Annotated in this window: 18 protein-coding genes and 1 tRNA gene; 14 read left to right on the forward strand and 5 right to left on the reverse strand. The window is 70.2% G+C overall.

What is annotated here, in order from left to right:
• Genes VJN29_RS00950 through VJN29_RS00965 form a run of 4 tightly spaced genes read left to right on the forward strand, consistent with a single transcriptional unit; the run spans window position 1 to window position 6,926 of the window.
• Window positions 1–3,273: an ATP-binding protein gene (locus tag VJN29_RS00950; protein WP_324141488.1), complete on the forward strand. Its 3,273-nt coding sequence runs from the start codon at window positions 1–3 to the stop codon at window positions 3,271–3,273.
• A complete protein-coding gene (locus VJN29_RS00955; protein ID WP_324141490.1) occupies window positions 3,254–5,350 on the forward strand; it encodes an FAD-dependent oxidoreductase in 2,097 nt (698 codons plus the stop codon). Before VJN29_RS00950 ends, VJN29_RS00955 begins: the two co-directional genes overlap by 20 nt.
• The gene (locus tag VJN29_RS00960) at window positions 5,347–5,898 is read left to right on the forward strand and encodes a hypothetical protein (RefSeq protein ID WP_324141492.1); all 552 of its coding nucleotides are present in this window, start codon (window positions 5,347–5,349) and stop codon (window positions 5,896–5,898) included. The genes VJN29_RS00955 and VJN29_RS00960 overlap by 4 nt, the downstream gene beginning before the upstream one ends.
• A complete protein-coding gene (locus tag VJN29_RS00965; protein ID WP_324141494.1) occupies window positions 5,895–6,926 on the forward strand; it encodes a polyprenyl synthetase family protein in 1,032 nt (343 codons plus the stop codon). The genes VJN29_RS00960 and VJN29_RS00965 overlap by 4 nt, the downstream gene beginning before the upstream one ends.
• A gap of 6 nt (window positions 6,927–6,932) precedes the next feature.
• Here the strand turns inward: VJN29_RS00965 and VJN29_RS00970 are convergent, their stop codons facing one another.
• Window positions 6,933–7,544 (reverse strand): isochorismatase family protein, encoded by a 612-nt coding sequence (locus VJN29_RS00970; protein ID WP_324141496.1) that lies wholly within the window; start codon window positions 7,542–7,544, stop codon window positions 6,933–6,935.
• A 3-nt stretch (window positions 7,545–7,547) separates the two neighbouring features.
• Window positions 7,548–8,837 carry a nicotinate phosphoribosyltransferase gene (locus VJN29_RS00975; RefSeq protein ID WP_324141498.1) on the reverse strand — a complete coding sequence of 430 codons (1,290 nt, stop codon included), beginning with the start codon at window positions 8,835–8,837 and terminating at the stop codon, window positions 7,548–7,550.
• 62 nt (window positions 8,838–8,899) lie between these two features.
• On the opposite strand from VJN29_RS00975, the gene clpS reads away from it, so the two are divergent.
• From clpS to VJN29_RS01005, 6 genes are all read left to right on the forward strand, one after another.
• Window positions 8,900–9,283, forward strand: coding sequence for an ATP-dependent Clp protease adapter ClpS (gene clpS, locus VJN29_RS00980; RefSeq protein ID WP_324141617.1), 384 nt, complete (start codon window positions 8,900–8,902; stop codon window positions 9,281–9,283).
• Window positions 9,283–9,864, forward strand: a complete 582-nt coding sequence (locus VJN29_RS00985) for a DUF2017 domain-containing protein (protein ID WP_324141500.1) — start codon at window positions 9,283–9,285, stop codon at window positions 9,862–9,864. Before clpS ends, VJN29_RS00985 begins: the two co-directional genes overlap by 1 nt.
• Window positions 9,865–9,931: 67 nt before the next feature.
• Entirely contained in the window at window positions 9,932–10,699 is a 768-nt protein-coding gene (locus VJN29_RS00990; RefSeq protein ID WP_324141502.1) for an MBL fold metallo-hydrolase, read from the forward strand.
• A 112-nt stretch (window positions 10,700–10,811) separates the two neighbouring features.
• Window positions 10,812–11,564, forward strand: coding sequence for a ribonuclease PH (rph, locus tag VJN29_RS00995; protein ID WP_324141504.1), 753 nt, complete (start codon window positions 10,812–10,814; stop codon window positions 11,562–11,564).
• The gene (gene rdgB / locus VJN29_RS01000; RefSeq protein WP_324141506.1) at window positions 11,561–12,193 is read left to right on the forward strand and encodes an RdgB/HAM1 family non-canonical purine NTP pyrophosphatase; all 633 of its coding nucleotides are present in this window, start codon (window positions 11,561–11,563) and stop codon (window positions 12,191–12,193) included. Before rph ends, rdgB begins: the two co-directional genes overlap by 4 nt.
• Window positions 12,190–13,761: a molybdopterin-dependent oxidoreductase gene (locus VJN29_RS01005; RefSeq protein WP_324141508.1), complete on the forward strand. Its 1,572-nt coding sequence runs from the start codon at window positions 12,190–12,192 to the stop codon at window positions 13,759–13,761. Before rdgB ends, VJN29_RS01005 begins: the two co-directional genes overlap by 4 nt.
• 72 nt (window positions 13,762–13,833) lie before the next feature.
• Here the strand turns inward: VJN29_RS01005 and VJN29_RS01010 are convergent, their stop codons facing one another.
• Complete coding sequence (locus VJN29_RS01010) at window positions 13,834–14,223, reverse strand: RidA family protein (RefSeq protein ID WP_324141510.1); 390 nt, start codon at window positions 14,221–14,223, stop codon at window positions 13,834–13,836.
• Window positions 14,224–14,282: 59 nt separating this feature from the next.
• On the opposite strand from VJN29_RS01010, the gene VJN29_RS01015 reads away from it, so the two are divergent.
• From VJN29_RS01015 to VJN29_RS01030, 4 genes are all read left to right on the forward strand, one after another.
• Window positions 14,283–14,363 (forward strand) — tRNA-Leu (locus VJN29_RS01015).
• Between the two features lie 33 nt (window positions 14,364–14,396).
• The gene (bcp, locus tag VJN29_RS01020) at window positions 14,397–14,870 is read left to right on the forward strand and encodes a thioredoxin-dependent thiol peroxidase (RefSeq protein WP_324141512.1); all 474 of its coding nucleotides are present in this window, start codon (window positions 14,397–14,399) and stop codon (window positions 14,868–14,870) included.
• A 57-nt stretch (window positions 14,871–14,927) separates the two neighbouring features.
• The gene (locus VJN29_RS01025; protein WP_324141513.1) at window positions 14,928–15,185 is read left to right on the forward strand and encodes a DUF3618 domain-containing protein; all 258 of its coding nucleotides are present in this window, start codon (window positions 14,928–14,930) and stop codon (window positions 15,183–15,185) included.
• 34 nt (window positions 15,186–15,219) lie between these two features.
• Complete coding sequence (locus VJN29_RS01030; RefSeq protein ID WP_324141515.1) at window positions 15,220–15,567, forward strand: co-chaperone GroES; 348 nt, start codon at window positions 15,220–15,222, stop codon at window positions 15,565–15,567.
• Between the two features lie 54 nt (window positions 15,568–15,621).
• On the opposite strand, the gene VJN29_RS01035 is transcribed toward VJN29_RS01030, so the two are convergent.
• Together VJN29_RS01035 and VJN29_RS01040 are read right to left on the reverse strand one after the other, a co-directional pair.
• Window positions 15,622–16,005 carry a VOC family protein gene (locus tag VJN29_RS01035; RefSeq protein WP_324141517.1) on the reverse strand — a complete coding sequence of 128 codons (384 nt, stop codon included), beginning with the start codon at window positions 16,003–16,005 and terminating at the stop codon, window positions 15,622–15,624.
• Between the two features lie 156 nt (window positions 16,006–16,161).
• Window positions 16,162–17,367, reverse strand: a complete 1,206-nt coding sequence (locus tag VJN29_RS01040) for a peptidoglycan-binding domain-containing protein (RefSeq protein WP_324141518.1) — start codon at window positions 17,365–17,367, stop codon at window positions 16,162–16,164.
• Between the last annotated feature and the right edge of the window lie 11 nt (window positions 17,368–17,378).

Here is a 17,378-nt window from a genome sequence, read left to right on the forward strand (position 1 = left end):
GTGAGCGAAACGAGCACGTCCGCCGAGTCGAGACTCACGCGACTCCTCGAGCGACTTCTCACCGCGGCAGAGGCATCTCTGGCCGCCGGCGATCTCGAGCAGGCGCGCGCCACGGCGGAAGAGGTGCGGGCCGTCGATCCGGACGACCGGCGCGCTGCCCGGATCCTGCAGCGGCTGGCGGCCCGCCAACACGGGCCGACGGGGGAGCGGGCGCTGATGACGCTGCTGTTCTCCGACCTGGTGGGGTCCACGCTGCTGTCCGAGCAGGTCGAGCCGGAGCAGCTGCGGGACCTCTTCACGTTCTACCGGGCAGCGGCGAGAGAGGCCGTGAAGCGCTACAACGGTTCCCTCCTGCAGTTCCCCGGCGACGGCATCCTCGCCGGCTTCGGTTATCCCGAGCCGCACGAGGACGACGCCCGGCGAGCGGTCCTCGCGGGTCTTGACCTGGCGGTGGCGATGCGCGACGCCCAGGCCGACCTGGAACGGCGCCTCGGCCTGACGGCCGACATCAGGGTCGGGGTCCACACCGGGCGAGTCGTCGTCTCGCATCTGGGGGTTGACGTGTCGGCTGCCGAGCGCGACTCCATCGTGGGCATCACGCCGAATCTCGCCGCTCGGATCCAGCAGGCCGCCGAGCCGGGCATGGTCGTGATCAGCGACGTCACGGAGCAGCTCGTCGACGCCGACTTCTTCATGCACTCGATGGGCGAGCATGAGTTCAAGGGAGTCAGCCGCCGAGTCGAGGTGTTCGCCGTCGAACGGCCCCGGTATGCCGCGGCGCGCTTCGAGGTGGAGCGGTACCGCAAGGCCGGGCTCGTCGGGCGGGACGAGCCAAGGGACCGCCTGCTCGCTGCCTGGCAGGCGATCGGTGAGTCATGGTCGCCGGCGACGGGGGCGACCTTCCTCGTCGTCGGAGAGCCCGGCATCGGCAAGTCGAGGCTCGTCGCCGAGCTTCTCGACCGGGTCGAGGCGAGCGGAGGCGCGGTTCTGGGGGCCGGCTGCCTCCCGTTCTACGCCAACGTCTCGCTGTGGCCCATTGCCAGGATGCTCGAACGTGTCCTGGGTGCGTCCGGCGACGATGCTGTCGGATTCCAGCAGCTGGTCGCGCACCTCGACTCGCTGGAGCTGGACCCGGCCCGGTACGTGGCCTTCCTTGGGCCCCTCATCGGCAGCACCCAGGACGGGGACTACCCAGCTCCGGAGCTCGACCCGAGCGCCTTTCTCGACGAGACCCTCGGCCGGATCGTGGAGTGGCTCTCGGCCCTCGGTGCCCGGCGCCGGCCGCACCTGCTCGTCGTGGAGGACCTCCACTGGGCCGACCCGTCGACGATTGCCCTGCTGGAACGCCTCGCTGCCGCACCACCAGACTCGATCCTCACGGTGGCCACCACGCGGGACAGCACGGCGATCCCCTGGCAGGAGGCTGCCGTCCGGCTGGAGCTCGGTCGGCTGGACGCGAAGGAGGCGAGCCGCCTCGTCGACAACCTCTCGACCGGCACCGTGCTCAGCGACGACCAGCGCAGGTCCATCATCGAGCAGGGCGAGGGAATCCCCCTGTTCATCGAGGAGATGACGCGCTCGTGCATCTCCGACCGTCGGACCGAGCCGATGCCGCTGCGCTTGCAGGAGTTGTTCACCTGGCGACTGAAACAGCCCACGGTCGACCTGCGGGTCGTGCAGGTCGCCGCGACCGTGGGGCCGACGTTCGACGCCGCACTCGTCTCGGCGGTGGTCGGGGACGAGGCGACTGTCACGGAACAGGTACGGATCCTCGTTGATGAGGGGGTCATCGAGCCCGTCGGGTCCTCGGCCGCAGGCCGATACCGATTCCGGCACGCCCTCATGCGCGACGCCGCCTACGAGACGCAGGTCCTCGACGTGCGCAAGCAGACGCACGCCACCATCGCGGAGGTCATGTCGGGGCAGGGCGCCGAGCCCGCTCTCATCGCGGCCCACCTCGACCTCGCCGGGATGGGCCAGCGCGCGGCCGCACTGTACGTGAGCGCGGCGCAAGCCGAGCAGGGACGGGGCGCGCACCGCGAGGCCACCCGGTTGCTCACCCGCGCCCTGGAGCTGCTCGACACGTTCCCCGAGTCGGAGGAGCGCGATCTCGCAGAGCTGACGGCGCGGATGCTGCGGGGTCTGAGCGTCACTGCGACACAGGGATATGCCGCTCCTGAAGTGCAGTTCGACCACCGCCGCGCCGAGGTGCTCGCGACGAGGCTCGGGACGCAACCCGAGGTGCTCCTCTCACTCATCGCCATCTGGGCCTACTGGTTGGTGAGCGGCAACCTCGCGACGGCACGCGGGCTGACGGATCGACTCCAGGCCATGGTCCGTCAACCGGCCTTCTCCTGGTTCGTGCCGGAGGTCGAGGTGTGCGCCGGATGGCTCGAGTTCTTCGCGGGCAACCTCGACACCGCGTGGAAGCATCTCGAGCGTGGCATGGAGGGTTTCCTGGCCCGGCCCCAGGCCGAGGCAGTCTCCCCGTTCTGGCCCCTGCCGCACGACCCGCTGGCCGTCTCGCAGATCGCGATGGCAAGCATCTGCACCTTGCGGGGCGAACCCGAAGGGGCACGCCGCTGGGAGCGCGAGGCGGTCGAACGCGCCCAGAGCGTCGGGTTCCCTCGCGGTCCCTTCAGCGCCGCGTTCATCCAGACCTTCGTCGCCTGGATCCGTCGGTTCGTCGGTGACGACGAGGCTGCCTGGCGCTCCGGTGTCGAGGTCGTCGCCATCGGCCGGGAGCATGGCTACGCCTTCTGGACCGTCATCGGTTCCGCCTACAGCCTCGCCGGTACTCCCGGTAGCCAGACCCACAGGGACCACGTCGAGGGCGCGGTCGGCGCTCTCCGGCTCATCGGTCAGGAGTCCTTCTCGGCCGCTCATCTGGGCTACCTCGGGCGGCTCTACGCCGACGCCGGCGAGCTGGACCGAGCTCTCGAATTCGTGGCGCAAGCGGTGGACGCGGTGCACAAGACCGGCGAGGGCATTCACCTTCCGGAGCTTCTTCGCCAGCGGGCGAGGTACACGCTGGCACGCAGCGACGACGCTGACGACGCTGACGACGCAGCAGCCGACCTTGCCCAGGCGGTGCGGACGGCAACCGAACAGGACGCTCGGGTGGAACGGCTCAGGGCATCGTTGGACGTCGCCGGCCTTCCCCACGAACGCCGGCCCTCCGACTGGCGACACACGCTCACCCTTGCTCGAGCAGCCGTGCCTGCCCTCGTCACCGCCGACACCTTCGCTGCCGATGAGATCCTCGAAAACTGACAAGGCACGGATCGTCATCCTCGGTGGTGGCATGGCGGGTCTCGTCACGGCGTGGGAGCTCAGCTCTGCCGGCTGGCGGGATCGGCTGGACTCGATCACGGTGTACCAACGAGGTTGGCGCCTCGGTGGGAAGGGGGCGAGCAGCCGAGGACCCCACGGGCGCATCCAGGAACATGGCCTGCACGTCCTGCTCGGCTGCTACGACGCCACCTTCCGCGTCCTCCGTGAGGTGTACGGCGAGCTCGACCGAGGCACGACGGATCCTGGCTGCCCGATCCGCACCTGGCGCGACGCGCTCGAACCCGCTGGCGACGTGGGACTTGCCGACTGGGACGGTGCCGAGTGGACCCATTTCGTGACCCGGTTCTCGGGCAACACCATGCTCCCCGGCGAGCCCGGTGCCGAGGACCGCTCGCTCGGCCCGCTCGACGTGGCCTCTCGTGTCGTGGGGCTGCTCATGGACTTCCATGCGGGACTCGATCCGCCATGCACGGGGCCCACGCGCCCCTACCTCAGCGTCTCCCCGGTCCCGAGGACGGGTACGACCACGGTGGAGACGGCGTTTCGCGCCGGTGCCCTGACCGCCCTCGCGGTACTCGCCGAGGTTCTCGAGCGCGCCGCACGGGCAGCAGGACCGATGGTTCTCGACGCTCCTGCCCTGAATGCGCTTGGCGTGGTGGTGGAGACGTGGCGCGATGAGGTGCGCCCCCGGGTACTCGCCGAGCCCGCGCTGCGACGGACGTGGCTGCTGGTCGACCTCGTCGTCGCGTGTCTGCAGGGGATGGTGGCGGATGGACTGCTGTCCAGTCACGACTTCGGTGGCATCGACCATCTCGACTTCCGTGAGTGGATCGCCACCCATGGTGCGGCTCCCGAAACGCTGGACTCGCCGATCGTCCGCGGCATGCATGAGCTCACGTTCGCCTTCGAGGGCGGGCATCATCACCGCCCGCGGTTCTCGGCGGGGCTCGGCCTTCAGCTCGCCGGCCGGATGCTCTTCGACTACAAGGGGTCGGTCTTCTGGCGCATGCGAGCCGGGATGGGGGAGGTCGTCTTCGCCCCGATGTACCAGGCCCTCGCTCGGCGCGGGGTCGAGTTCCGGTTCTTCCACCGCCTCGACCGCCTCGTCCTCGCCGGCGACCGCTCGATCGGGTCGGTGGAGCTGACCCGGCAGGCAGACCTGGTTCCGCCGAGGAACCGATATGAGCCGCTCATCCGGGTCGCGGGGCTGCCGTGCTGGCCCGACAAACCGCTCGTCGACCAGCTCGGCGGGGATCCCGGTGATCGCAGCGAGTCGCACTGGGGACCCACCGAGGGGGCGGGCCCAGAGAGGCTGGTCGCGGGTGCGGACTTCGACACGGCCGTCCTGGCCGTGTCGGTCGGCATGGTTCCGTACGTCGCCTCGGAGCTGGTGGTCGCGGATCCGGCGTGGCGACGGATGGTTGCCAACATCGGCACCGTGGCAACCCAGGCAGCACAGCTGTGGATGGACGCGTCACCCGAGGACCTCGGCTGGTCCGGGCCGGACGGGGTGACACTCACGGGCTTCGGGCAGTCCTTCGCCACGTGGGCGGCCATGTCGCACCTGCTGCCCAAGGAGCGGTGGCCGGCCAACGGTGCGCCACGCAGCATCGCGTACTTGTGTGGTCCGATTCCGGACGACCGGGACGGTGCGGACCAGGACGGTGCGGACAGCCTCGTCCGCGAGCGGCTCCGGCACTTCCTCGACGACGAGGTGGGAGCGCTGTGGCCCGGTGCGACCGACTCTCGAGGCTTCCGGTGGCAGCTGCTCCGGGACGACGAGGGCCGCAGCGGTCCGGATCGACTGGCCGCGCAGTACCTCCGCGCCAATGTCGACCCGTCGGACCGCTATGTCCAGTCTCTGCCCGGCTCGGGTCGACATCGGCTCGCAGCCGGGAGGACCGGTTTCGGCAATCTCGCCGTCGTCGGCGACTGGACCGCCTGCGGGTTCGATGCGGGCAGCCTGGAGGCCGCGACGCGCTCGGGAATCCTGGCTGCCCGCTCCATCGCGTCCGGGGAGGCCAGTGGCGGGGCCCGCGGCGAGGCGGCGCGATGAGTGGTGAGCAGGAGCCGCGTCACGACTTCCGGACCCTGGTCGACGACGTCCAGCGCTTCGCGTTCCTCTCCGCTGCCGCCGTGGTGAGTCGCTATGTCCAGCTGGTCGACGGGGTGCTCACGGGCGGGGAGCTTCCCTGGCCCGGTGAGCCGGACGGCCTGAGGGCAGCCATCCTCGACGGCCTCCGGGAGCGGCCGGCGCCCAACTCGGTGGAAACCCTCGTGCTGCCGACCACGCGGGCCGGATCGAGCTCCGAGGGCCCGTTGTGGATCCACAACCCCACGTCATCCCCAGTGAGCGGGATCCATCTCGAGGTGACGCCCCTGACGTGTTCCGGAGCTGCTGTCATTCCGCTGGATGCGATCTCGATCAGCCCGAGCAGGACACCAGCGGTGGAAGCCCATGGTCGGCAGCAGGTCTGGATCCGGGTGGCCGTGCCGGTCGGACAGGCCGTCGGCGTCTACCACGGCTTGGTGATCGGGTCGCTCGCGCCGTCAGAGCCGGTTGCCGTCCGTCTCGAGGTCGCCACCCGCCCGAGGTCCAGATGAGCGCGATCGACACGGAGTTCGTCGACGAGCTCGCCTCCTACGCCGGCCTCGCCCGGCGCGCTGCTGCCGCGTACCTGTCGGGCGACCTGTCGCCGTACCTGGAGGTCCCGGCCACGGAGTACCTCGATCGAGGTGGGAAGGGGCTGCGCCCCGCCCTGTGCCTCGCCACGTGCAGCGCCTTCGGCGGCGACGTCGAGAAAGCCTTGCCCTCGGCCGCCGCCATCGAGCTGCTCCACACCGCGTTCCTCGTCCACGACGACGTCGAGGACGACAGTGACCTCCGGCGCGGCGAGCCCACCCTCCACCGGAAGTACGGACCCGCGCTCGCGATCAACGCAGGCGACGGCCTCGCAGTGGTGGCGCTCGGTGCCCTGAGGGACAACGAGCGCGCGCTCGGGCGGCGACTCGCCGCCAGAGTCTGGTCCGAGTTCGACTTCATGGCACGCCAGACCGTCGACGGCCAGGCCCGCGAGCTCGGTTGGCGGCGCGATGGACGCACCGATCTCACCCCGGACGACTACCTCGACCTCATCATGAAGAAGACCTGCTGGTACACGACGCTCCTGCCGCTGCGGGTCGGTGCCCTGGTCGGGTCCAGGGGCGCCCTGGACCTCGAGCCGATGCTCCGGTTCGGGTTCTACCTGGGTGCGGCCTTCCAGATCCGCGACGACGTGCTCAACCTCACCGGGTCGGAGGCCGTCTACGGCAAGGAGACGCTCGGCGACCTTCGTGAGGGCAAGCGCACGTTGATGCTCATCCACCTCCTGGCAGCGGCCAGCCCCAGCGACCGCAGGCAGGTGGTCGGCTACCTCGCCCTCGACCCGTCCCAGCGTTCGAGCGAGGTCGCGGAGCACATCATGACCCTGATGGACGACCACGGGAGCGTCGCCTTCGCGGATGAGTTCGCCCGCGGCATCGCTCGTGCCGCCGGCGTCGCGTTCGAGGAGGCCTTCGCGGCCGCCCCGGACTCGCCGGCCCGGCGCTTCATCCGGGAGCTCGTCACCTACATGGTCGAACGCGACCGCTGAAGCGGGTCACCCCTGGACGACTGGGGCACCCTCCAGCCGGACGCCGGCCTCCTCGAGCTGCGCGAGCGCCGCCTCGGTGGTGTTCCGTGCGACACCCGCCGTGAGGCCGAGCAGCACCGTCGTGTCCAGTCCCTCGCGACGGGCGTCGAGCGCGGTGGCCCGCACGCAGTGGTCCGTGGCGATCCCGACCACGTCGACGTGGGAGACGCCACGCTCCACGAGCCAGTCCGCGAGGGTCGAGCTGTCCGGGCCGATCCCGTGGCACTCGAAGCCGCTGTAGGCAGCCGAGTACTCGCCCTTCCGGAAGACGGCCTGGACCGAGTCCAGGGCGCCAGAGAGGTTCGGATGGAAGGCCGAACCCGCGCTGCCGGCAACGCAGTGGACCGGCCACGTGTCAACGTAGTCCGGATCCTCCGCGAAGTGGTCGCCCGGGTCCACGTGCCAGTCGGCGGTCGCGACGATGTGGTCGTACGTGGCGGCGTGCTCATCCACATGCGCCGAGATGGCTTCTGCGACAGCGGCGCCGCCTTCGACGGCGAGCGAACCGCCCTCGCAGAAGTCGTTCTGGACGTCGACGATGATGAGCGCACGCCGCGCCCTGCCATCGGATGTGGACATGTCTCAGTGCTCCTCGAAGGTGGTCGGAATCACGGCCTCGCCACGCGACAGCTGGGTCGCGGCCCGGGGCAGCTCCGCCCGTGACGCGGCGTGGCGCTCCCGAGCCTCGTGGATGTCCTGGTGGTCGATGACCGCACCGTCGCGCACCAGCTCGACCATGAGCGGGCGGTCGTTGCCGTCGTCGCGCGGACGCTCCCCGATCCCGATGACCTCCGCCTCGGCCAGCCCCCTGGGACCCAGCCGACGCAGGGCCCATTTGCGGCCACCCCTCGACGTCTTGTCCTTGCTCTTCTTGGCGACGCTCTCCAGCTGGCCCGATGCGTTCTCACGCTGGACGAGCTTGTAGACCATCGAGGCGGTCGGCGCGCCTGACCCGGTGACGAGGGCGGTGCCCACGCCGTACCCACTCACGGGCGCCGCCGCGAGGGCGGCGATCGCGTACTCGTCGAGGTCGGACGTGACGATGATGCGCGTGTCCCTGTTGCCCGCCGCGTCGAGCTGGGCGCGGACCTCCTGCGCCTGGCTGAGAAGGTCGCCGGAGTCCAGCCGCACCGCACCGAGCTCCGGGCCCGCGATCTCCATGGCGAGGTCGACCGCGGTCCTGACGTCATACGTGTCGACGAGCAGGGTGGTGCCCTTGCCAAGGGACTCGACCTGGGCGGTGAACGCGTCGCGCTCGGAGTCGTAGAGCAGCGTGAAGGAGTGCGCGGCGGTACCGGCCGTCGGCACGCCGTGACGTCGCCCGGCCTCCAGGTTGCTCGTGGCCTCGAAGCCGGCCACGTAGGCCGCCCGCGCCGCGGCGACGCCGGCCTCCTCATGGGTGCGCCTCGCCCCCATCTCGATGCACGGCCGGTTGCCGGCCGCACACGTCATCCTGGAGGCAGCCGAGGCGATCGCCGTGTCGTGGTTGAGGATCGACAGGATGACCGTCTCGAGGACGACCCCCTCGGCGAAGGTCGAGTCGACGACGAGCACCGGCGAGTAGGGGAAGTAGACCTCGCCCTCGGGATAGCCGGTGATCGTGCCGCTGAACCGATAGGCCGCGAGCCAGTCGATCGTCGCCTGGTTGACGACGTGCGTGTCCGAGAGGAACCGCAGCTCGGCGTCACCGAAGCGGAACCTCTCCAGCGCCTCGAGGAACCGCCCCGTCCCTCCGACGACGCCGTAGCGGCGGCCGTCCGGCAGCCGCCGAGCGAACGCCTCGAAGACGCACCTTCGCTGTGCCTCACCCGAAGCCAGTGCCGCCTGCACCATCGTCAGCTCGTAGTGGTCGGTCAGCAGTGCGGTGCTCATGGCGCTCACGGTGGCAGCCTACGGTCCGCACTGTGACGGGGCGGTCATAGGGTGGACGCGTGATCCTGACGAGCATGTCCCTCGCGCCAGCGGCACCGGTGCGCAGCCCGGACACGGAGGAAGCCACCCAGGAGGTCACCGAGGAGGTCACCCAAGAGGTCACCCAAGAGGTCACCGAGGAGGTCACCGAGGCCGATGAGGTCGTCTCGCCCGACGTCCCCTGGGTCACCATCGTGTGGAACGACCCCGTCAACCTCATGACCTACGTGACGTGGGTCTTCGAGACGTACTTCGGCTATCTCCGTCCGAAGGCGGAGAAGCTGATGATGGACGTCCACACCAAGGGTCGGGCGGTGGTGTCCAACGGGCCACGCGAGTCCATGGAGCGGGACGCCGAGTCGCTCCAGGGCTATGGCCTGTGGGCGACCTTCGAGAAGGACGAGTGATGGCCCGCGCCTTCCTGCCGGAGGACGGACGCTACGTCGCCCTCCTCGACGAGACCGAGCGGTTCATGGTCCATGGCCTCATGCAGCAGACCCGGGTCGTCCTGTCCCCCGAGGTCGAGTCGACGGGGGATGCCTTCGCGGATCTCGTCGCCTCGATGGGCGTCTCCGTCGCCAGTGAGGACCAGGCCGAGGAGCGCGATCCGGCGCTCGACCGGTTGCTACCCGATGCGCACCGCGGCGACGACGCGGTCGCAGCAGAGTTCCGACGCCTCACCGAGGAGGGGCTGCGCCAGCGCAAGAGTGCCAACCTCGACATAGCGATGGAGCGGCTCGCGGCCGCATCGGACGACCAGGTGGCGCTCGACGAAGCGCAGGCCCCGGCCTTTCTCATGGCGTTGACCGACGTCCGCCTCCTCCTCGGGGAGCGGATGGGCATGCGCACGGAGGAGGACGCCGAGCGGCTCCACGCGGACATGGAGGTCATCGATGACGACGACCCACTCGGCTACGCGATGGCCTGGTACGACTTCCTCACCTGGCTCCAGGAAACCCTGACCCAGGCGCTCATGGATGGGGACTGACAAACCTGTGACGTACAGAACGCGCAAGTCGCGCGTGAGCGTCGGCTCTGGCACCTAGGCTCAGTCCGTGGAAGTCACCATCGTCGGCTGCTCCGGGTCCTTCGCCGGCCCCGACTCGCCCGCCTCGTGCTACCTCCTGCGGGCGGAGTCCGAGGGCCGCACGTGGAGCATCGTGCTCGATCTGGGCAACGGCGCGCTCGGAAACCTCCAGCGCCACCTCGACCCGCTCACCGTCGACGCCGTGCTGATCAGCCACCTGCACGTCGACCACTTCATCGACCTGTGCGGCCTCTACGTCATGGTCAAGTACGTGCCGGGCGGGTCTGGGCGGAAGGAGGTGCCGACCTACGGCCCCGAGGGACTCGGGGAGCACCTGGCCCACGCCTACGGCAACGAGGCGATCGAGGACGTTCCGGGCGTCTTCGAGTTCCGCACGATCCGCGGTCTCGAGCCGATCGTCCTGGGCCCGTTCACGATCACGCCGGTCGGCGTGAAGCACACGATCGAGTCCTACGGCTTCCGGGTCGAGGCAGGCGGCCGCACGCTCGCCTACACCGGCGACACCGATCTGTGTGACGCGCTGACGCCGCTGATGACCGGCGCGGACCTCGTCCTCGCCGACGCCGCCTTCGTCGACGGCCGCGACCACACCCGTGGCATCCACCTGTCCGGGAGCCGCGCGGCCGAGGCGGCCGTCCGCGCCGGAGGAGTGCAGCGCCTCATGCTCACGCACATCCCCTCGTGGAACGACCCCGACGTCTGCTGCGCGCAGGCCGCCGCAGTGTGGCCGGGTGAGGTGGAGGTCGCCAAGCCGGGTGCCACGTACGTCGTGTGACGCGATGTCGTATGCCGCTGAGCGGGGTCTTACGTCTCCGTGACGTCGGGCGCGGGCTGGCTCATCGGGGCGCGGGGAGGCCTACCGTTGAGGGATGGCTAGCCTTCTGGGCATGACTGCCACACGACATGACGGACGTGCCCCCGACGAGACCCGCGAGGTCCGGATCACCCGCGGCTGGCTCGACCATGCGGAGGGGAGCGTCCTGGTCGAGTTCGGGCGCACCCGGGTCCTCTGCGCAGCCTCGTTCACCGAGGGAGTGCCGCGCTGGCTGAAGGGCAAGGGGACCGGCTGGGTGACGGCCGAGTACGCCATGTTGCCGCGCGCGACGAATACCCGCTCCGACCGCGAGTCCGTCAAGGGCCGGATCGGTGGCCGCACGCACGAGATCTCCCGGCTCATCGGACGGAGTCTCCGCGCCGTCATCGACACGAAGGCCTTGGGGGAGAACACGATCATTCTCGACTGCGACGTCCTGCAGGCCGACGGGGGGACACGGACGGCCGCCATCACGGGTGCCTACGTGGCGCTCGCCGACGCCATCGCGGACGCCCGGACGAAGGGCCTGATCGGCAAGAGTGCGCAGCCGCTGACCGGCTCGGTGGCGGCGGTGTCGGTCGGCATCGTCGGCGGGCAGGCGGCCCTCGACCTCGACTACGAGGAAGACGTCACGGCCGACACGGACATGAACGTCGTCATGACCGGTGACGGTCGCTACATCGAGGTGCAGGGCACCGCCGAGGGGCAGCCATTCGAGCGAGCCCTCCTCGACGAGCTGCTCGAGCTGGCCGCCAAGGGCTGCGCCGACCTCACCGCCGCGCAGCAGGCGGCGCTCGCCCCTGGTGCCGAGGGGGCGGCCTCATGACGAAGGTCGTCCTCGCCACGCGCAACCACCACAAGGTCGAGGAGCTGCGCGAGATCCTCGCTGACGTCTGCGGCGAGCTGGGCCTCGACATCGTCGGCCTGGACGAGTTCCCCGATGCACCGGACGTCGTCGAGGACGGTGTCACCTTCGCCGAGAACGCTGTGCTCAAGGCGCAGTCCGCGGCGGGGACGACGGGCCTCCCGGCGCTCGCGGACGACTCAGGTCTTGCCGTCGACGTGCTCGGAGGCGCCCCGGGCATCTTCAGCGCCCGCTGGTCCGGGAGCAAGGGACCGGGTGCCGACCGGGCGAATCTCGAGCTGCTGCTCGCCCAGCTCGGCGACGTCCGCGAGCAGCACCGTGGTGCGGCGTTCGTCTGTGCGGCCGCACTCGTCCTCCCCGATGGGCGGTCAGCGGTCGAGACCGGCCGCTTTCCCGGCCGGGTCGCTCACGAGCCCCGGGGCACGGGCGGTTTCGGCTACGACCCCATCTTCGTTCCGGAGGATCAGCCGGACCGGGGGAGGGAACGCACGCTCGCGGAGTATGCGGCGGACGAGAAGAACGGCGTCTCGCACCGGTTCCGCGCGTTTCGCGCCTTGGCGCCGCACCTGAGGGAGCTGCTGCGCCAATGACCTCGACCAGCCCGACGGCAGGCGACCCGGTCGCGAGCACGCCAACCGCGGCGCAGCCGGGGTCTGCCCTGGCCGACGCGGCGAACGGTCTCGTCGCGGGGCTGCTCACCGTCGGGCTGAGCACCCTGGTCGCGGCGCTCCTCGAGGGGGTCGGCAGGACCGGTGGTCAGGCCGCCCCGATCGCCGCGGTCAGCAGCGCCTTCGTCGACCGGACACCTCCGTGGCTCAAGGACCTTGCCATCGCCGCCTTCGGCACGAATGACAAGCGCGCCCTCCTGGTCGGCGTCGTCGTCGTCCTTGCCGCCCTCTGTGCCCTCATCGGCGTGCTCGCCCGGACCAGGCTCACGGCGGCCCTCGTCGCATTCAGCGCCCTCGGGGCCGCTGGCGTGGCGGCGGTCCTCTCGAGGCCAGACGCGTCACTCCTCGACGCTGTTCCGACGCTGCTCGGGACCGTCGTGGGCCTGTGGTTCCTCCGCCGCGGCACCCGGGCGGTGGACGATGTGGGGGCGGACAACCCGGCGCGACGCCTTCTGTTGGGAGCAGCCGCAGGCGGCTCAGCGGCATACGTCGGCGGGCTGCTCTGGGGTGGCTCGGCGGCGGCCACGGCTTCGCGCGAGGCGATCGCTCGCGCACCCGCCCGGGCAACGAAGATCTCGGTGCCGGCGGGCGCCGACCTGAGAATCTCCGGGGCGACCCCGTTCATCGTGCCCAACGATGACTTCTACCGGATCGACACCGCGATCGTCGTGCCGCGGCTCAACGCCGACGAGTGGCGCCTCCGGGTCACCGGGATGGTCGAGCGGGAGGTCGAGATCGACTGGAACACCTTGCAGGACAAGCCGATGCGGGAGTCGCTCGTGACGCTGACCTGCGTCTCCAACGAGGTCGGTGGGGACCTCGTGGGCAACGCCGTGTGGACCGGCTGGCCGGTGCGCGAGCTGCTCGCACAGGCTGGTCCGCGGCTCGGCGCCGACATGGTGCTCCAGACGAGCGCGGACGGGTGGACGTGCGGGACACCGCTGACGGCCATGACCGACGACCGCAACGCCCTGCTCGCCGTGCGCATGAACGGTGAGCCGCTGCCGTTCGAGCACGGCTTCCCCGTGCGGCTCGTCGTGCCGGGGCTGTACGGCTACGTCTCGGCGTGCAAATGGGTGACCGAGCTGAAGGTGACGACGTTCGCGGAGGACGTCGGCTACTGGACTCCGCGAGGCTGGTCAGCCGAGGGCCCGATCAAGACCTCGTCGCGGATCGACGTCCCTCGCTCAGGCGCCACGGTGCCTGCCGGCCGCGTCGCGGTTGCGGGAGTGGCATGGGCCCAGCATCGCGGGATCGCCGAGGTGGCGGTCCAGGTCGACGACGGTCCGTGGGAGCCGGCGCGGTTGGCGGCAGACGCGAGCATCGACGCATGGCGCCAATGGGTCCTCGACTGGGACGCGACGCCCGGAAGCCACACGCTGCGGGTGCGTGCGCGGGACATGAGGGGGACGCTGCAGTCGGCCGACGTGCGACCCCCGGCGCCCAACGGTGCGGAAGGCCTCCACACGGTGACCGTGCGCGTCGAGTGAGCTCGCCACGCACCCGTGGCCACGTGCCTTCCGGAAGCGAGCTCAGCGGCATACGGGATGGTCGTTCTCCAGTCAGGCCTGCGCGTCGACGATCGCCTCCGCCTCGATCTCGACGAGGAGGTCCGGGTGGATGAGCGCCGAGACCTCGAGCATGGAGGCAGTCGGCCGCAAATCCCCGAAGACCTCACCATGGGCCCGGCCGTACTCCTCCCATCGAGAGATGTCTGTGACGAACATTCGCGTGCGGACCACGTCGGCCGGCGTGGCCCCGAGCTCGGCCAGGGCAGCGGTCACGATGTCGAGCGCCACCTTCGTCTGGGTGTAGGCGTCTCCGGCGCCGACGACCTGCCCGTCCCGGACGGCGGTGGTGCCGGACACGTGCACCGTGTCGCCGACCCGCACTGCACGTGAATAGCCGACGAGGTCCTCCCATGGGCTGCCCGTGCTCATCCGTTGCCGCATGCCGTCAGCCTAGGCAACTAGGCTGGTCCCCGGCTCTCGAGGTCAGCAGGGCCGCACAGGCGGACGTGGTGGAACTGGTAGACACGCAGGATTTAGGTTCCTGTGCCATCGGCGTGCGGGTTCGAGTCCCGCCGTCCGCACTCTCGTGAACCACCCCCGACGAAGGAGACCCCGTGAGCGACCGACTCGAGCCGGGCGACCAGGCCCCCGACTTCACGCTTCCCGACGACACCGGCGCATCGGTGGGCCTCGCCGACCTCCGCGGACGGAAGGTGATCGTCTACTTCTACCCGGCAGCCATGACCCCCGGGTGCACGAAGCAGGCCTGCGACTTCAGCGACTCACTCGAGTCGCTCCGCCGGGACGGCTACGAGGTCATCGGGATCAGCAAGGACAAGCCAGCCAAGCTGGCGAAGTTCCGCGAGCGCGACGCGCTCACCATTCCGCTGCTGTCGGACGAGTCGCTCGTCGTCCACCGTGCCTACGGCGCCTACGGGGAGAAGAAGCTCTACGGCAAGACGATGGAGGGCGTGATCCGCTCGACGTTCGTCATCGACGAGGACGGCGTCATCTCGCACGCCCTCTACAACGTCAAGGCCACCGGTCACGTCGCGAAGCTCCGACGCGACCTCGGCATCGCGGCCTGACGCTCGCTGGCGCCTCGCCCCACTAGAGTCGACACCAGCCTGCCGAAAGGACCCGTCATGACGGACACTGCACGGATCGAGAGGGACATCGAGGCCGCCCGAGCGCGCCTCGAGGGAACCGTCAACGAGCTTGCCTATCGGGCGCAGCCCCAGGTCATGGTGCAGCGCCAGGTGCAGAGCCTCGCGCTCCGGATCAACGAGGCGACCCACACGCCCGATGGCGACCTTCGGGTCGAGCGGATCGCGGCGGTCGCGGGTGCCGTGGTTGCCTTCGTTGTCGTGGTTGGCCTGCTTCGCCGGCGCCGGCACCGCTGACCCTCGCTGGGCATCCGGGGACCAGCGCAAGCAGATGGCAAAGAGCACGTCAACGAGCGGGTCGGCAGCGTCCAAGCTGCCGATCCGCATGCTCCACGACCGACTCCTCGTCAGCCTCGAGCGCGAGGGCGAGCGCCGGAGCGGCGGCGGCATCCTCATTCCTGCGACGGCCTCGGTCGGCCGACGCCTTGTCTGGGCCGAGGTGGTCGCCACCGGTCCGAATGTCAGGCTGGTGCAGCTCGGGGACCGGGTCCTCTTCGACCCGGAGGAGCGGGCCGAGGTGGAGCTGCAGGGACACGACTACGCGCTGCTGCGGGAGCGGGACATCCATGCCGTCGCCGCATCCCGCATCGACGACGGCCAGACCGGCCTCTACCTCTAAGCCGGATCCGGTCCTTGCCGTGTGCCGCTGGGCCGGCTCGGGCAACCGCGCTCGTTACCAGTTCGCAGCGTTGGTCAGACAGAACGGGTGGCCGGCCGGGTCGAGGAGCACCTTCCAGCGGTCCTCGCCAGGCTGCTCGGCGGGCACCGAGGCTCCGAGCTCGACGGCTCGCTTCTCGGCTGCCGGGATGTCGTCGACAGCGAGATCGAAGTGGAACTGCTTGGTGCCCTGCGGGTTCGGCCAGGCGGGTGGCTCGTAGTCGTCGACCCGCCCGAAGCCGAGCGCGTGCGACGGCCCCTGCAGCATCGCGTAGTTGTCGTCGCCGTAGGTCAGCTCCCAGCCGAGCAGGTCACCCCAGAATGAGCTGACCGGGCCCGGGTCGGCGCAGTCGAGGGTGATCATGGCCAGGCGCGCGGTCGTCGATGCGTTCGTCGTCATGTCCGACACTCTGCCAGCGATCGACGCGTTGGGATTGGACAAAGGCGACAGGCACTCGTGCGGGCGACGCGTCCGCCGCTGCGGAGTGCTTCGCCATCCGGCCTGCGCCCACCGGACTGGTCGGTTGCTCCCCGGCTGTCCTGCTTCGCGACGCAGCTACTGCCCGTCGGCGCCGGTGGTCCCTGACGTAAGGGACGGCGACGCCGTCGTCGTCTGGGTCACCGTGGTCGTGACCGTCGGGGTCTCCTTCGACTTCTCGATTGCCTTCTCGAACGCGGAAACGGTCGTGGCGTCGACCGTCCCCGTCTCCGGGACGCCCAGGTCCTTCTGCACCGCCTTCAACGCGTCGGTGAGGGAGTCGGACCACTGCCCGTCCACCGGACCGTCCCAGTACCCGGCGAGCTTCAGCGTCTGCTGGAGCGCCGCGGTGGAGGCGACAGCGGCTTCCGCGGCCACGCCGCCCCGGGCCGCCAGGTCGGACCGCAAGGCCGCCTCGGTGGCCTTGTCCATCGCCCCCGTTACCGGCAGTCCATGCTCCTTCTGCAACGCCTCCACCGCGGCGACAGTCGCCGGGCCATACACTCCGTCGACCTTGCCCGTGTAGTAGCCGGCGTCGGTCAGGTCCTGCTGCACCGCTGCGGTGTAGTCGTGGACCACCTTGGCGGCGTCCTCCTGCTGTGCCTCGGTCAGGCAACCAGCCGCGGCATACAGCTGCAGCCAGGACATCTCGAGCGCGACGGCCGCCGCGTTGAACTGCTGGGAAGCTGCGCGTAGCGGGGTGTCATCCGAGATGCCACCCTGTGCTGTCGCGAACTCGCTCTCGGCCTGCTGGACACGGGTCACGGTTTCGGTGGGCACCGTCGGTGTCGTAGTCGGTGTCGTAGTCGTAGTCGTAGTCGGTGTCGCCAGCGTCGCCGGCCCTTTCACGGTGCCACCCGTCGCCGAAGCGCGGGCGGCGTCGAGCTCGGCCTGGGCCGTGGCGAGGTCCTGCTCGGCGTTGGCCACCTCCTGGTGCGCCTCGACGGCAGCCTGTCCCGACGACGCCGCGTCCTTGCCCGGCTGCTTCACGTCGTCGCCGGCGGTCTTGACGTCCCCGACCGTCGGCGCCGTCTGGTTGAGGACGTCTCCATAGCGGTCCAGCGCCGTGATGTAGCTCGCGCTGGCCCGACAGAACTGCGCGCTGGCCGCGGCGGCCGCTGACTTGGCATCATCGAGAGCCTTCTGCGCGCTGGTCACCTTCGCCTCGGCGGCCTGCAGGGCCGTGTCGCCGCCCGTGCTGCTGCACCCGCCCAGCAGGCAAAGGGCAGCGGCGGCGGCCACGCCGAGGGAGCGGGTCCGGCCACGGGGGGGCCGTGCGGACATTGGTCGCGTCC

Origin of the sequence: Intrasporangium sp., from assembly GCF_035280925.1 — a bacterium.
Taxonomy (GTDB): domain Bacteria; phylum Actinomycetota; class Actinomycetes; order Actinomycetales; family Dermatophilaceae; genus Intrasporangium.